This is a genomic window from Parasphingorhabdus litoris DSM 22379 (assembly GCF_020906275.1).
Classification (GTDB): domain Bacteria; phylum Pseudomonadota; class Alphaproteobacteria; order Sphingomonadales; family Sphingomonadaceae; genus Parasphingorhabdus; species Parasphingorhabdus litoris.
Map to the genome: position 1 here is coordinate 300,303 of NZ_CP086727.1, position 14,677 is coordinate 314,979.

The following is a 14,677-nucleotide window of genomic DNA, read 5'->3' on the forward strand; positions in this document are numbered from 1 at the left end:
ACGGGTTTGAGAGGCCGTGGCTTTTTGTTCTGGAGCGCCCCACAAAATTTGGTTTTCCACCGGCTAAGCGCTTCATAAGTAGCGTAATTCCGGTGATGGCGAGAAGGCAAAAATACATGGCGACGAAAGCATCTTCGGTAAAGACAACGGCTCTCACACCGACCCGCAAAAAACGTATCCGCAAAATCTTTGGCGACATTCATGAAGTCATCGATATGCCGAATCTCATCGAGGTTCAGCGCGAATCATATGAGCAGTTCCTGCGCTCCGATCCCTCGATCGGTTATGTTTCCGGTCTGGAAAAAACGCTGCGCAGCGTTTTTCCGATCCGCGATTTTGCCGGCACCGCCGAAATGGATTTCGTCAACTACCAGCTTGAAGACCCCAAATATAATGTCGAAGAATGTCGTCAGCGCGGCATCACCTATGCAGCGCCGATGAAAGTCACGCTGCGCCTGATCGTCTTTGAAGTCGATCCGGAAACCGAAGCGCGCTCCGTTCTCGATATTAAAGAGCAAGACGTTTACATGGGCGACATGCCTTTGATGACCAAGAACGGCACGTTCGTAATCAATGGTACTGAGCGCGTTATCGTCAGCCAGATGCACCGTTCGCCCGGTGTGCTGTTTGACCATGACCGCGGCAAGACCCACTCGTCAGGCAAGTTCCTTTTCGCTGCCCGCGTTATTCCTTATCGTGGTTCATGGCTCGACTTTGAATTTGATGCGAAAGACATCGTCAATGTTCGTATCGACCGTAAGCGGAAATTGCCTGTGACCGCACTGCTGCGTTCACTGGGTGACGCGATCATTGAAGTGAAAGAGAAGAAGCCTCCGTTCAAGGTCGGTGAAATGGTTCGCGTTGCGGGCATGAAGCAGCCTGCCGAGATCATCGAAGTCGAAGGCAACCGGATTACGATCAAAGAGCCCATGGGTGCGATCGAAATTCAGGGCAAGATTGAAGATGAAGGCCGGACCAAGAGTGCGGAAATCACTGGCATTCTGAAGCAAGGCTATTCCGAAGAAGATATTCTCAACGAATTTTACGAGCGTATCGTTTACAAGCGCGCGAAAGACGGCTGGACCATTCCTTTCGTGGCGGAACAATGGCGCGGTCAAAAGCCGACCTTTGACATTGTCGATGCTGATAGCGGCGAAGTTGTCTTCGCCAGCGGCAGCAAGATCACGCCGCGCGGTGCCAACAAGGCTGAAAAAGATGGCATGAAAAATGTCGTCATTCCAACTGAGGAAATTTTTGGTCGCTACAGTGCGTTTGACCTGATCAACGAGAAAACCGGTGAGATCTATATCGAAGCTGGCGACGAGGTGACGGTTGAAAATCTTGAGAAGCTCGACGGTGCTGGCATTGACCAGCTCGAGCTGCTCGACATTGACCATGTGACAACCGGACCCTGGATCCGCAACACGCTGAAAGTCGACAAGGCGGAAGACCGTGATGGCGCGCTGTCCGACATTTACCGCGTCATGCGTCCTGGCGAACCGCCGACCCGCGAAACGGCTGAGGCGCTGTTCGAAGGCCTGTTCTTCGATCCTGAGCGTTATGACCTTTCTGCCGTTGGTCGTGTGAAACTTAACATGCGTCTCGATCTCGATGCGCCGGATGACTATACCGTTCTTCGCAAGGAAGACATTTTGGCGGTGGTCAAAACCCTCGTCGATCTGAAAGATGGCAAGGGCGAAGTTGATGATATCGATAACCTTGGTAACCGGCGTGTGCGTTCGGTTGGCGAGCTTCTCGAAAACCAATATCGTGTTGGCCTGCTGCGTATGGAGCGTGCGGTTAAAGAGCGTATGTCCAGCGTCGACGTATCCACCGTGATGCCGAACGATCTGATCAACGCGAAGCCCGCTGTTGCAACGGTTCGTGAGTTCTTTGGCAGCTCGCAGCTGTCCCAGTTTATGGATCAGACCAATCCATTGTCAGAAGTCACCCACAAACGCCGCGTATCGGCGCTTGGGCCCGGCGGTCTGACGCGTGAGCGTGCCGGCTTTGAAGTCCGCGACGTTCACCCAACCCATTATGGCCGTATCTGTCCGATTGAAACGCCTGAAGGTCCGAATATTGGTCTTATTAACTCGCTGGCATCGTTCAGCCGGGTGAACAAATATGGCTTTATCGAAACGCCATATCGTCAGATCAAAGACGGCAAGGTTACCGATGAGGTTGTCTACCTCTCCGCGATGGAAGAGCAGAAGCACACGGTGGCTCAGGCCAATGCTGATCTCAATGCAGATGGCAGCTTTGTTGAAGAGCTGGTTTCGGCCCGTGAAGCTGGTGAATTTTTGATTGCACCGCGCGATCACATCACTCTGATGGACGTCTCGCCGAAGCAGCTTGTGTCGGTTGCGGCATCGCTCATCCCGTTCCTGGAAAACGATGATGCTAACCGCGCCCTGATGGGATCGAACATGCAACGTCAGGCTGTGCCACTTGTGAAAGCAGAGGCGCCGTTTGTCGGAACCGGCATGGAGGAAACCGTGGCCCGCGATTCTGGTGCTGCGATTGCGGCCCGCCGCGGCGGTATCGTCGACCAGGTCGATGCGACTCGTATCGTGATCCGCGCGCAGGGCGATGTTGAAGCAGGCAAGTCCGGCGTCGACATCTATACCCTCCAGAAGTTCCAGCGTTCCAACCAGAACACCTGCATCAACCAGCGTCCGCTGGTGAAAGTGGGCGATATTGTTCAGGAAGGCGATACGCTGGCCGACGGACCATCAACCGATATGGGTGAATTGGCGCTGGGCAAAAACAGCCTCGTCGCGTTCATGCCCTGGAATGGTTATAACTACGAAGATAGTATCCTCATTTCCGAGCGTATCGTGAAAGACGATGTCTTCACTTCGATCCATATCGAAGAATTTGAAGTCATGGCCCGTGATACGAAACTGGGTCCTGAAGACATCACGCGCGACATTCCGAATGTCGGTGAGGAAGCGCTGCGCAACCTCGATGAAGCGGGTATCGTTTACATTGGTGCGGAAATCGAGCCTGGCGATATTCTCGTCGGTAAGATCACGCCGAAGGGTGAAAGCCCAATGACGCCCGAAGAAAAACTTCTCCGCGCGATCTTCGGTGAGAAAGCTTCCGATGTTCGTGACACCTCGCTGCGTCTGCCTCCGGGTGTTGCTGGTACGGTTGTTGAGGTTCGTGTGTTTAACCGCCACGGCATCGACAAGGACGAGCGTGCGCTTGCGATTGAACGCGAAGAAATTTCGCGCTTCACGAAAGACCGTGATGACGAACGCGCCATTTTGAACCGTGCAACCTTCAACGCATTGAAAGATATGTTGATCGGTCAGACAGCAACGTCCGCGCCGAAGCCAATGAAGAAGGGCGCAGAGATTACCGCAGAAGGCCTGTCCGAACTGGACAATGCCGACTGGTGGAAAATCGCTGTGAAGGATGACAAGGTCCAATCCGACTTTGAGGCCACTCGCGGTCAATATGACGAAGCGATCAAGGAAATTAATGAACGTTTCGAAGATCGCCGCGAGAAGCTGGAGCGTGGTGACGAACTGTCCCCAGGCGTTCTGAAAATGGTCAAGGTCTTTGTCGCTGTGAAACGCAAGTTGCAGCCTGGTGACAAAATGGCTGGCCGTCACGGAAACAAAGGGGTTATCTCCCGCATTCTTCCACAAGAAGATATGCCGTTCCTCGAAGACGGAACGCCGGTTGATATCGTGCTGAACCCATTGGGCGTGCCATCGCGTATGAACGTCGGTCAGATTTTCGAAACCCACTTGGGCTGGGCCGCACGTGGTCTGGGCGAGCAGGTGACGAAAGCTCTGGAAGAATGGAAGCTGGCTAATCCCGATCCGCAGGCGGCAGCGCCACCTGATGCGGTGAAAGAGCGGCTCAAGACCATTTACGGTGAACAATATCACGAAGATATTGATGCCCGTGAGCCGTCCGAGATTGTCGAGATGGTTGGTCACTTGCGCAATGGTGTTCCGATGGGAACGCCGGTGTTTGACGGTGCGCATGAAAGCGATGTTTCCGACATGCTGGAACTTGCTGGCCTCGATCGCAGCGGACAGGTCAACCTGTTTGACGGACGGACCGGAGACAAGTTCGACCGTAAGGTGACAGTGGGCTATATCTATATGCTCAAACTGCATCACCTGGTTGACGACAAGATCCACGCCCGTTCAATCGGACCATATTCTCTCGTCACGCAGCAGCCACTGGGCGGTAAAGCCCAGTTCGGCGGACAGCGCTTCGGGGAAATGGAAGTCTGGGCACTGCAGGCATATGGTGCGGCTTACACGTTGCAGGAAATGCTGACGGTCAAATCGGATGACGTGATTGGACGGACCAAGGTTTACGAAGCGATCGTCAAAGGCGACGATACTTTCGAAGCCGGTGTGCCTGAAAGCTTTAACGTTCTGGTCAAGGAAATGCGTTCGCTTGGTCTCAATGTCGAACTCTCCAGCTTCGGTGACGAAGATGAAGATGACGATGATGACGGCGTCGCGATTGCGGCAGAGTAAGGCGGGCAACGTCTCACTCTTCCCAGCATTTCAAATTTTGGGCTAAGGCCCCGAAGGAATAGAATATGAACCAAGTAACAAATTTCGCAAATCCGATCGCAAAGCCGGAAACATTTGACCAGATTCAAATCGGTCTTGCTTCACCAGAGCGTATTCGCAGCTGGTCATTCGGTGAAATCAAAAAGCCGGAAACGATCAACTACCGGACGTTCAAGCCAGAACGTGATGGCTTGTTCTGTGCGCGCATCTTTGGCCCCGTAAAGGATTACGAATGCCTGTGCGGTAAATATAAGCGCATGAAATATAAAGGCATTGTCTGTGAGAAATGCGGTGTCGAAGTCACGGTAACCAAGGTTCGCCGCGAGCGTATGGGTCATATCGACCTTGCTGCTCCTGTTGCGCATATCTGGTTCCTGAAATCGCTGCCATCACGTATCGGACTTTTGCTCGACATGCAGCTCAAGCAGCTGGAGCGCGTGCTTTATTTCGAAAGCTATGTGGTTATCGAACCCGGTCTGACACCACTGGAAAAATTCCAGTTGCTAACCGAAGACGAGATGCTTGAAGCACAGGATGAATATGGCGAAGACGCTTTCTCCGCCGGCATCGGTGCAGAAGCGGTCAAGATCATGTTGCAGGACCTCGATCTGGAGCGTGAAAAAGAAGATCTGATGGAAGAGCTGGCGACGACCAAGTCGACGCTGAAGCCGAAGAAGATCATCAAGCGTCTCAAGGTTGTCGAGAGCTTCATTGAATCCGGCAACAAGCCGGAATGGATGATCCTCGAAATCATTCCTGTGATCCCGCCCGAGCTGCGTCCGCTGGTGCCTCTGGATGGTGGCCGTTTCGCGACGTCCGATCTCAACGATCTTTATCGCCGCGTGATCAACCGGAACAACCGTTTGAAACGCCTGATGGAACTGCGCGCGCCGGACATCATCGTCCGTAACGAGAAGCGTATGTTGCAGGAGTCTGTTGACGCGCTGTTCGACAATGGCCGTCGTGGTCGTACCATTACCGGAGCGAACAAGCGTCCACTGAAATCTCTGTCCGACATGCTGAAAGGCAAGCAGGGCCGTTTCCGTCAGAACCTTCTCGGTAAACGCGTCGACTATTCCGGTCGTTCGGTTATCGTGACCGGTCCTGAGCTGAAACTGCATCAATGTGGTCTGCCGAAGAAAATGGCTCTCGAGCTGTTCAAGCCATTTATCTACGCGCGCCTTGATGCCAAGGGTCTTTCGATGACGCTCAAACAGGCCAAGAAATGGGTCGAGAAAGAGCGCAAGGAAGTTTGGGATATTCTCGAGGAAGTGATCCGCGAGCATCCTGTCATGCTGAACCGCGCACCAACGCTTCACCGCTTGGGCATTCAGGCGTTTGAGCCGGTATTGATTGAAGGTAAAGCCATCCAGCTTCACCCGCTGGTCTGTTCCGCGTTTAACGCTGACTTTGACGGTGACCAAATGGCTGTTCACGTTCCGCTGAGCCTTGAGGCGCAGCTGGAGGCGCGGGTGCTGATGATGTCGACCAACAACATCCTGTCACCAGCCAATGGTAAGCCGATTATCGTTCCGTCACAGGATATGGTGCTCGGTATCTATTACCTCACCATGGATCGTAAAGGCGAGCCAGGCGAAGGCATGATGCTGGCCGACATGGCCGAAGTGCATCAGGCGCTGGAAATCGGTGCGGTGACCCTGCACTCGAAAATCCATACCCGGGTTCCGCAGACTGATGAAGATGGCAACCCCATCCTCAAGCGTTTTGAAACCACGCCGGGTCGTTTGCTGATCGCGGAATGTCTGCCGAAATCACACAAGGTTCCATTCGACATTGTGAACCGGTTGCTGACCAAGAAAGAGGTCGGTGACGTGATCGACCAAGTTTACCGCCACACGGGTCAGAAAGACACGGTATTGTTCGCTGACGCGATCATGGATCTTGGTTTCCGTCACGCGTGTAAGGCCGGTATTTCCTTCGGTAAGGATGACATGATCATTCCGGACTCCAAAGATGCAACGGTTGAGGAGACCCGCGCTCTGGTTGCTGACTATGAGCAGCAATATCAAGACGGTCTGATCACGCAGCAGGAAAAATATAACAAAGTGATCGACGCCTGGAGCCGTTGTGGTGACCAGGTGGCGAACGCTATGATGGACGAGCTGGCCGCGACGCCAGAGGACGAGCATGGCCGTGAGCGTCAGATTAATGCCATCTACATGATGAGCCACTCTGGCGCCCGTGGTAGCCCAGCCCAGATGAAGCAGTTGGGCGGTATGCGCGGACTGATGGCCAAACCTTCGGGCGAGATTATTGAAACGCCAATTATCTCGAACTTTAAAGAAGGCCTGACGGTTCTCGAATATTTCAACTCGACCCACGGTGCGCGTAAAGGTCTGGCCGATACCGCTCTGAAAACCGCTAACTCCGGTTATCTGACGCGGCGTCTGGTGGACGTTTCGCAAGACTGTACGATTGTTGAAAAAGATTGCGGCACCGAAAATGCGCTGGAGATGAAAGCCATCGTCCAGGGTGGTTCCGTCATCGCATCGCTCGGCGAGCGTATCCTGGGCCGGACCATGGCCGAAGATATCGTTGACAGCAAAGACGACAGTGTCGTGATCAAAGCTGGCACATTGCTGGACGAAGCGGCGATCAAGATCATTGAAGATCTCGGTATCCAGTCCGCACGTATTCGTTCTCCGCTGGTTTGCGAATCCAAAATGGGCGTTTGTGCGACCTGTTACGGTCGTGACCTTGCTCGCGGTACACCGGTGAATATCGGTGAGGCTGTTGGCGTTATCGCTGCACAGTCCATCGGTGAGCCAGGCACGCAGCTGACGATGCGGACCTTCCACATCGGCGGTGCGGCACAGCTGAACGAGCAGAGCAATTTGGAAGCTGTGGCCGAGGGTACGGTGCAATATCGCGACATGCCAGTGATCGAAGACAAGAACGGACGGTTCCTGTCGCTCGCTCGCTCCGGTGAAATTGCGGTTATCGATGATGAAGGGCGTGAGCGTAGTGCTGACAAACTTCCATATGGTACAAGCCTGCTGGTCAAGGATGGCCAGAAGGTGAAACTTGGCGATCGTCTGGCCGAATGGGATCCATTCACCATGCCAGTGATCACCGAGAAGCCGGGTACGATCAAGTATCAGGACATCATCGAAGGCAAGACCATGGCCGAACAGACCGATGAAGCGACGGGTATCGCACAGCGTGTGATCACCGAATATCGCGCCACCGGTCGTGGAGCCAATAAGGAAGACCTGCGTCCGCGGATGACCTTGCTCGACAAGGACAGCGGGGAAGCCGGGCGCTACATGCTCGCCAATGGTGCAACCCTGTCTGTGACCGACGGTCAGGAAGTGGTTGCCGGTGATGTGATCGCGCGTGTTTCTCGCGAAGCGGCGAAGACCCGTGATATTACCGGTGGTCTGCCACGTGTTGCCGAGCTGTTCGAAGCGCGTGTTCCGAAAGACAATAGCATCATCGCCAAGGTTTCCGGCCGCGTCGAATATCTGCGCGACTATAAAGCCAAGCGTAAGATTGCGATTGTTCCCGAGGAAGGCGAACCAGTAGAATATCTGGTACCGAAGACAAAAGTCATCGACGTTCAGGAAGGCGACTTCGTGAAGAAAGGCGATAACCTGGTTTCCGGTTCGCCTGATCCGCATGATATTCTTGAGGTCTTGGGCGTAGAAGCGCTGGCTGAATATCTGGTTGCGGAAATTCAGGAAGTCTATCGTCTGCAGGGCGTGAAAATCAACGACAAGCATATCGAGACGATTGTTCGTCAGATGCTGCAGAAAGTTGAAATCACCAATGGCGGCGACACCACGCTTCTTCCCGGCGAACAGGTCGATCTCGAAGAGATGCTGGAATATAATGCGAAGCTGACCAAGAAGCAGGTTCCTGCCGAAGGTAAGCCGGTTCTGCTTGGTATCACCAAGGCGAGCCTGCAGACGCGTTCGTTCATCTCTGCGGCTTCTTTCCAGGAAACCACCCGGGTACTGACCCAGGCGGCTGTCGAAGGGAAGAAGGACTCGCTCATCGGTCTGAAAGAAAACGTCATTGTTGGACGTTTGATCCCGGCCGGTACGGGCGCAGGCATGAACCGGGCACGGATTGCGGCCACCGGCCGTGACGCCGCGCTCCGGGCACAGCAGGCGAAAATTGCTGATGCCATGGCTGCTGCCGATGATCTGAAAGCGGAAGAAGCTGCTGCAGCGACTCCGGTTGCCGAAGAGGTGTTTGATGCACCGGCGGCGGAAGAAGCGCCAGCCGCAGAAGCTATGGTTGAAGAGGCACCTGTGGCCGACGCGCCAGACGCCGCTCCTGAAGCAGGGGAAGAGCAAGCATAGCTTTTCGACCACCGTCAAAAGAACAAAAGCCCCGCCAGTGAGTATCTGGCGGGGCTTTTTTGTTGGTTCGTTTCAGTGCAAGCATCCGAAATCTCGTTTCAACTCACTGACTCAGTATGGTTAATTTTTTTCATTGCATTTGCACTATGGTGTATATTCTGTTAACGAAACGTCAGGATTTGATGAGGCTTTGCGAATCCTGTCACTTATGTGCCTTTTGTTTTCGATCGGGTCGATAATGCGAGGTGAAACTAAAATGAAAAAACTACTTCTTGCGGCATCCGTATCGGCTATCGCTATTGCGCCAGTTCCGGCCAACGCTGCGTTGATCGCCATTTTTGGTGATAATAATATCAATGACTTATATTCAGCCGGTGGTCATACAACGACCATCGTTTCTGACGCACAGTTGGCAACAGCAGGGTTTCTCGATTCTTTCGATCTGTTCGTCTACACGCGCGATGGGTTCAGTTTTGGTCAAAGCCTATCGGTAGCAGCAGCGGCCAATGTGAAAGCCTATGTGACTGGCAATATCGTATTGTTCAATGGCGACTTTCAGGATGATATCGGCGCTGCCAATACCGATTTGCTGTTCAACAATGCACTAGACTATGTACTGAGCGGCTCCGGCGGCGGTTATATCGGGGAATACCGTGGTGCATTTGGAGCCTATTCCGCCAATGGCGATGGTGACAATCCGATCGGTCTGGTCAATGGTATGGCTGGCCCATCGGGAGCGGGCCAAGGCGGTTCCAATCTGGACATTGATATCACACCCTTTGGTGTAGGTAACCCTGTGACAGATGGTGTGAGCTTTCCATATGATCCTGCCGCTGTCGAATTTGGTGCAGCGCTTTCTGGCGAAAATCCCACCAAAGTATTGGCGCGCTTTGCAAACGGCAATGCGGCCATCATCGCCAGTGAGGCAGGTCAGATCAGTGGCGCGGTCCCTGAGCCAGCGACATGGGCGTTCATGATCTTTGGCTTTGGTGCCATCGGCGGTGCATTGCGGTCAAACCGGCGGCGTCAACGTAAGGCGAACGTTAAAGTAAGCTACGCTTAAGCGCTTTGCTGACATATGAATAGCGAGCCCTGCCGGAGAGTATCCGGCGGGGCTTTCTATTTGCGGACAAGCGCTCAGGCGGCTAGTTTAGCTGCTGTGCGAGCAACCTTCGCACCGAGATAGCGAGCACCATCCAGGTCAATCTCGTGCGGTGTCCGGCTTCCATCGCCACCAGCTACAGTGGATGCGCCATAGGGAGAGCCGCCGACGATTTCGTCGCCATTCATCTGCCCGGCAAAGCCATAGTCAAGACCGACAATGGTCATGCCGTGATGGAGCAGGTTGCTGAGGATCGAATATTGCGTGGTTTCCTGACCGCCATGCTGGGAACCGGTAGATGTAAAGGATGCACCGACCTTGCCGATCAGTGCGCCTTTCACCCAAAGCCCGCCAGTACGGTCCCAGAAGGATGCCATCTGGCTCGATAGCCGGCCGAAGCGCGTGGGCGATCCGACGATGATAGCATCATAGTCCGCTAGGCTATCGGGTTCGACCACGGGATGTTCTTCATTGGCGCTGAAACCTGATGCCTGTGCCACTTCCGGTGGCACGCTTTCCGGGACGCGGCCGATGGTTACATCTGCGCCTGTCTCGTGGGCACCGTCCGCTATGGCTTGTGCCAATGCATCCACATGACCGTAGGATGAGTAATATAAAACCAGTATTTTTGTCATTTTCATTCTCCTTTTTGGGGTTAGTGAAGGAGCGCTCGAGGTTCAGGGGATGGAAGAGCGCTCCTCCTTCGCGGGTGTCAGTTGGACTGTTCGAAGGCCTCGACAAAAACCAGTTCGGCATCCTCGAGAGCTTCGATTTCCAGCGTGGATATGTCGCGGATTGCCAAGGCATCACGAGCGGCAATATCTTCGCCATTGACTCGTAATGTGCCGGCGGAGGCGACTAGATAGACATCGGCGCCGTCTGCAATATCATGCTGGATGGCATTGCCAGCTTTCAAGGTTGCGCCATAGAGCCGCGCATCAGCGCGAATCATAAGAGCGCCACTATCGACGTCTTCGTCAAAACCGCTGGCGAGTATTTCCAGCTGCCCGGCACGGTCGCCTTTCGGAAAGGCCTTGGTATCCCAACGGGGATCACCTCCCGGTGCACGGGGCTCGATCCAAATCTGGAACAGACGGGTATGTTCTTCCTCCAGATTATATTCGCTGTGGATGACGCCGGTTCCGGCGCTCATCACCTGCACGTCGCCCGCTTTTGTGCGACCTTCGTTGCCGAGGGAATCGCGATGGGTAATCGCGCCTTCGCGGACATAGGTGATGATTTCCATATTCCTATGCGGATGCATCGGAAAACCTGTTTGGGTAGCGATCTCATCGTCATTCCAGACGCGGATCGGACCAAAACCCATGCGGGCGGGGTCCCAGTAACGCCCAAAGGAAAAATGGTGGTGGGCCTGCAGCCAGTCGTGATTGACATGGGCGAGGTCGGCAAATGTGCGTTTCTCTATCATTGTCATTCTCCTGTTCATCGGACGACCCGATCTCTCGGATGAGACGGGTTTCCGTCTTGCTTGAGAATGAAATAGGCAGGTTTGTTTGTTTCTTAAATATCCAATATAGAAATTGATTGTTTCTCAAAATTACATAATAAGAGCATATGGCTCTTCCCGATTATGAAGCATGGGCAATCTTTGCGGCGGCGGCTCGGCTCGGCAGTTTTACCGCCGTGTCCCATGAACTCGCGATTTCGAAGCCGACGGTATCCAAGGCCATAACCCGACTGGAGGAGTCGCTGGGCACGGTTCTGTTCCACCGGACGTCCCGCAAGATATCGCTGTCAACGGCGGGAAGGGCGCTGCTCCCCTATGCACGGACCATAGCAATGGATGGCGAGGCGGCGATGGAAGCAGCTCGCAACACCGTCCATCTGCTGCGCGGCCAGATCCGGCTGGCTGCCCCTTTAAGTTTCGGATTGTCTCATCTCGCTCCGATTTTAGCGGATTTCATGTGCGCATATCCCGAGATAACGGTCGATGTGCAGCTCAGTGATGCCCGTGTCGATCTGATAGATGAGGGTTTTGACCTGGCTGTACGTATTGCGGAGCTGCCGGACAGCAGTTTGCGGGTTGTTCGCCTGCGCAGCATGAAGACCTATTGCATCGCATCGCCGGATTATCTCAAACGGCGCGGGACGCCGGCCAGACCCGAAGAGCTGACAGGCCATGACTGTTTTCTCTATTCCAACGTGGCTACGCCTGAATTGTGGCATATCACGGCACGGAATGGCGAGAAGATATCCGTGCGCCCCAAATGCCGGTTCCAAAGCAATAATGGTGACATCATGCTGCCAGCGCTGATTGCTGGTCGCGGCATTGGTTTTCTGCCGGATTTTTTGTGCCAGGATGCGATTGATAGCGGGGCTTTGAAAGCGATCTTGGCGGACTGGGCCTTCAGCGAGATATCGCTCAATCTGGTGATGCCGCCGTCACCCCATCGCCCGGCCCGGGTCAATGCGCTGATCAATTTTCTGAAGCAGCATCTGCGTTGATTTGGCGAATATCGGCACCGTTAAAAGCGCTGTCCTACATGAAGCGGTTCCTGTAGAGACAGAAATCTTATGAATATTGAGCGATGATCCGCAGAAATGCCGGTTTTCATCATCCAAAAGAAGGCGGAAAACTTTTATGCGATTCTGTGTAGAAACTGTATAATCTCGTTCATATTCTAAATGGTGGAGCTGAATAGCTATGCCATATGAAACCATATTGCTCTTCCTGATCACGGATTTGACCTTCTGTTTCACGCCGGGTCCTGCAACCATGGTGACGGTCAGCCACGCTTTACCAGCGGGCCGACAAGGCGGGATGCGCGGCGCGCTGGGACCAATAGTCGGGATTAATGTCGGTAATTTCATCTGGTATGCGCTGACGGCTTTTGGGCTGATAGCGATGATTCAAGCCTTTCCTTCCGCCTATGCAGTCTTGCGGTGGTTGGGCGTCGCCTATCTGGCCTGGTTGGGTGTCGCCATGCTCAGCGGAGCGCGGCAGAATCTCAGCGGATCGGCCGCCACAGCCGAGGGATTTAAGCGCGGCTTCCTAAGCGGCCTTGCCGTCCACATGTCCAATCCCAAGGCGCTTTTCTTCTACACCGTGATCATCCCACCCTTTGTTGATCCGGCTGGTAATCTGCTGGTACAGTTCGGGATATTGGCAGGCCTGACGATATTTACCGAAACCGCCGGTCTGACCTTCTATGCCGCGCTGGCCTCTCGCGCGCGCAGCCTGGGCCGTGCCGATCGGGTGCAGGATATCTTCAAATATGTGGCGGCGGCTGTTTTGATTTGTGTGGCGCTGGTCATGGCTTTTCTGAATCTGGAAGAAGCGGGCATGGCTCTCGTGTTCAACGGCGCGAAAGGCGGGTTCGGCTAAATGCACTATATGCTTCGCTTTCTCTGTTTCCTTCCGATTATTCTTGGGATCGTGCAGCCAGCCCATGGCCGGGCGCAGGGTGCGGAAGACCAGAGGGCGGACCGGCAGGCTGTGATGGCGCTGCAATCCTTGCAGCGGCTCGATCAGCGCATGCATATCACCGGCTATCGGCTGGTCACGGCCAATGCGGAATTCTGCTCAGAGACGGTTCCGCATCTCGGGATCCTGCTGCATGATCTGGAACAATATGGCGATAAAGATAATGCGCGTGCTGCCCTTGGTTTTTCAAGCCCGATCGCCATCAATGCGGTTGCTCCGGACAGTCCGGCCGCCATGGCGGAATTGGCAGCCGGTGATGGCCTCGTAGCAATCGACGGCACGGCGGTGGACGACATCGCGATAGACACCGAAAAACTGTCCGATGAAAAGCCCGAATATCGGCGGATCGCAGCGGTTAAAAATGGTCTGGTGGAAGCGTCTGCCAAGGGCCAGGTCGCACTGACAATGAAGCGCGGGAGTGATCTTGAAACGGTCACCCTCAAGCCGGTGGTGACATGCCCCAGCCAGTTTCAAATTCGCGTCAGCAAGAAACGTGAGGCATCTGCGGACGGGAAAATGGTCAGCATTTCATCGACGCTGGCCCAATATGTACTGGATGATGATGAGCTCGCCGCCATTGCTGCGCATGAGCTGGCGCACAATCTGCTCAAGCATCGCGAACGGTTAAATGCGCAAAAGGTCAATCGCGGCTTTTTTGGACAGTTCGGAAAAAGTGCAGGGCGGATAAAGGCTACCGAGATAGAGGCGGATCGGCTATCGGTCTGGCTGATGGCCAATGCCGGCTATGACCCGCAGGCCGCGATCCGCTTTTGGACTCGCTATGGCAAGCAACATGGCAAAGGTATTTTTTCCGCCTCTACCCATTATCGCTGGAAGAAGCGCGTGAAGCTATTTGAAGAGGAAATTGCAAAGATATTAGAATTTGAAGCGGTCGACGGGATCTACACGCCGCCTTTGCTGGTTGGCGGCCAGTCCAACTGACATCTGTGCGTCAACCATCCTTATAAGCGCGTTTGCACTCCTTACGCTCTTCCTTGGTCTCGGCTTGCTTCAGACAGGCGTCTCGCTCTCGCTTGCGTTCCTTGAGCACCTCGCGCCCAATATCTTCTGCCTTCTCCGATTCCGTTTGCGTCGTGGCATCTACGGCGGTTTCCACAACCGTACCCGCGGCCTTGAACGGAGCCGTTACAATTTTGCTGGCGACGCAGCCGCTGAGCATGGCGAAGGCGACTGTTATCAGGACAATAGACGATGACCGCATGAGTATCTCCTCAGCCCGGTTTGTGCGCCC

At 54.3% G+C, this 14,677-nt stretch carries 9 protein-coding genes; 6 read left to right on the top strand and 3 right to left on the bottom strand.

Annotation, left to right across the window (positions count from 1 at the left end; translation table 11 throughout):
- The first annotated feature begins 116 nt into the window (after positions 1-116).
- The 3 genes from rpoB to BS29_RS01585 all read left to right on the top strand — a co-directional run bounded on the left by rpoB (position 117) and on the right by BS29_RS01585 (position 9,941).
- Positions 117-4,511, top strand: coding sequence for a DNA-directed RNA polymerase subunit beta (rpoB, locus tag BS29_RS01575; protein ID WP_229955355.1), 4,395 nt, complete (start codon positions 117-119; stop codon positions 4,509-4,511).
- 65 nt (positions 4,512-4,576) lie between these two features.
- A complete protein-coding gene (gene rpoC, locus BS29_RS01580) occupies positions 4,577-8,878 on the top strand; it encodes a DNA-directed RNA polymerase subunit beta' (RefSeq protein ID WP_229955357.1) in 4,302 nt (1,433 codons plus the stop codon).
- Between the two features lie 256 nt (positions 8,879-9,134).
- Entirely contained in the window at positions 9,135-9,941 is an 807-nt protein-coding gene (locus BS29_RS01585) for a PEPxxWA-CTERM sorting domain-containing protein (RefSeq protein ID WP_229955360.1), read from the top strand.
- Positions 9,942-10,015: 74 nt separating this feature from the next.
- Here BS29_RS01585 and wrbA read toward each other — a convergent pair whose 3' ends face one another.
- Together wrbA and BS29_RS01595 are read right to left on the bottom strand one after the other, a co-directional pair.
- Entirely contained in the window at positions 10,016-10,615 is a 600-nt protein-coding gene (gene wrbA, locus BS29_RS01590; RefSeq protein ID WP_229955362.1) for an NAD(P)H:quinone oxidoreductase, read from the bottom strand.
- Between the two features lie 77 nt (positions 10,616-10,692).
- Positions 10,693-11,409 carry a pirin family protein gene (locus BS29_RS01595; RefSeq protein ID WP_229955364.1) on the bottom strand — a complete coding sequence of 239 codons (717 nt, stop codon included), beginning with the start codon at positions 11,407-11,409 and terminating at the stop codon, positions 10,693-10,695.
- 146 nt (positions 11,410-11,555) lie between these two features.
- On the opposite strand from BS29_RS01595, the gene BS29_RS01600 reads away from it, so the two are divergent.
- The 3 genes from BS29_RS01600 (at position 11,556) to BS29_RS01610 (ending at position 14,367) form a co-directional block, all read left to right on the top strand.
- On the top strand, positions 11,556-12,446 hold the full coding sequence (locus tag BS29_RS01600) for a LysR family transcriptional regulator (RefSeq protein WP_229955366.1): 891 nt from the start codon (positions 11,556-11,558) through the stop codon (positions 12,444-12,446).
- Between the two features lie 199 nt (positions 12,447-12,645).
- Complete coding sequence (locus tag BS29_RS01605; RefSeq protein WP_229955368.1) at positions 12,646-13,326, top strand: LysE family translocator; 681 nt, start codon at positions 12,646-12,648, stop codon at positions 13,324-13,326.
- On the top strand, positions 13,327-14,367 hold the full coding sequence (locus tag BS29_RS01610) for a M48 family metallopeptidase (RefSeq protein ID WP_229955370.1): 1,041 nt from the start codon (positions 13,327-13,329) through the stop codon (positions 14,365-14,367).
- A gap of 10 nt (positions 14,368-14,377) precedes the next feature.
- Here BS29_RS01610 and BS29_RS01615 read toward each other — a convergent pair whose 3' ends face one another.
- Positions 14,378-14,647, bottom strand: a complete 270-nt coding sequence (locus BS29_RS01615; RefSeq protein ID WP_229955372.1) for a DUF6726 family protein — start codon at positions 14,645-14,647, stop codon at positions 14,378-14,380.
- Positions 14,648-14,677 lie beyond the last annotated feature (30 nt).

Excerpts from the sequence above, each read along its gene's own strand:
- BS29_RS01615 (WP_229955372.1), bottom strand. The coding sequence starts at position 14,647 with ATGCGGTCATCGTCTATTGTCCTGATAACAGTCGCCTTCGCCATGCTC.
- BS29_RS01595 (WP_229955364.1), bottom strand. The coding sequence starts at position 11,409 with ATGATAGAGAAACGCACATTTGCCGACCTCGCCCATGTCAATCACGAC.
- BS29_RS01610 (WP_229955370.1), top strand. The coding sequence starts at position 13,327 with ATGCACTATATGCTTCGCTTTCTCTGTTTCCTTCCGATTATTCTTGGG.
- BS29_RS01600 (WP_229955366.1), top strand. The coding sequence starts at position 11,556 with ATGGCTCTTCCCGATTATGAAGCATGGGCAATCTTTGCGGCGGCGGCT.
- rpoC (WP_229955357.1), top strand. The coding sequence starts at position 4,577 with ATGAACCAAGTAACAAATTTCGCAAATCCGATCGCAAAGCCGGAAACA.
- rpoB (WP_229955355.1), top strand. The coding sequence starts at position 117 with ATGGCGACGAAAGCATCTTCGGTAAAGACAACGGCTCTCACACCGACC.
- BS29_RS01605 (WP_229955368.1), top strand. The coding sequence starts at position 12,646 with ATGCCATATGAAACCATATTGCTCTTCCTGATCACGGATTTGACCTTC.
- wrbA (WP_229955362.1), bottom strand. The coding sequence starts at position 10,615 with ATGACAAAAATACTGGTTTTATATTACTCATCCTACGGTCATGTGGAT.
- BS29_RS01585 (WP_229955360.1), top strand. The coding sequence starts at position 9,135 with ATGAAAAAACTACTTCTTGCGGCATCCGTATCGGCTATCGCTATTGCG.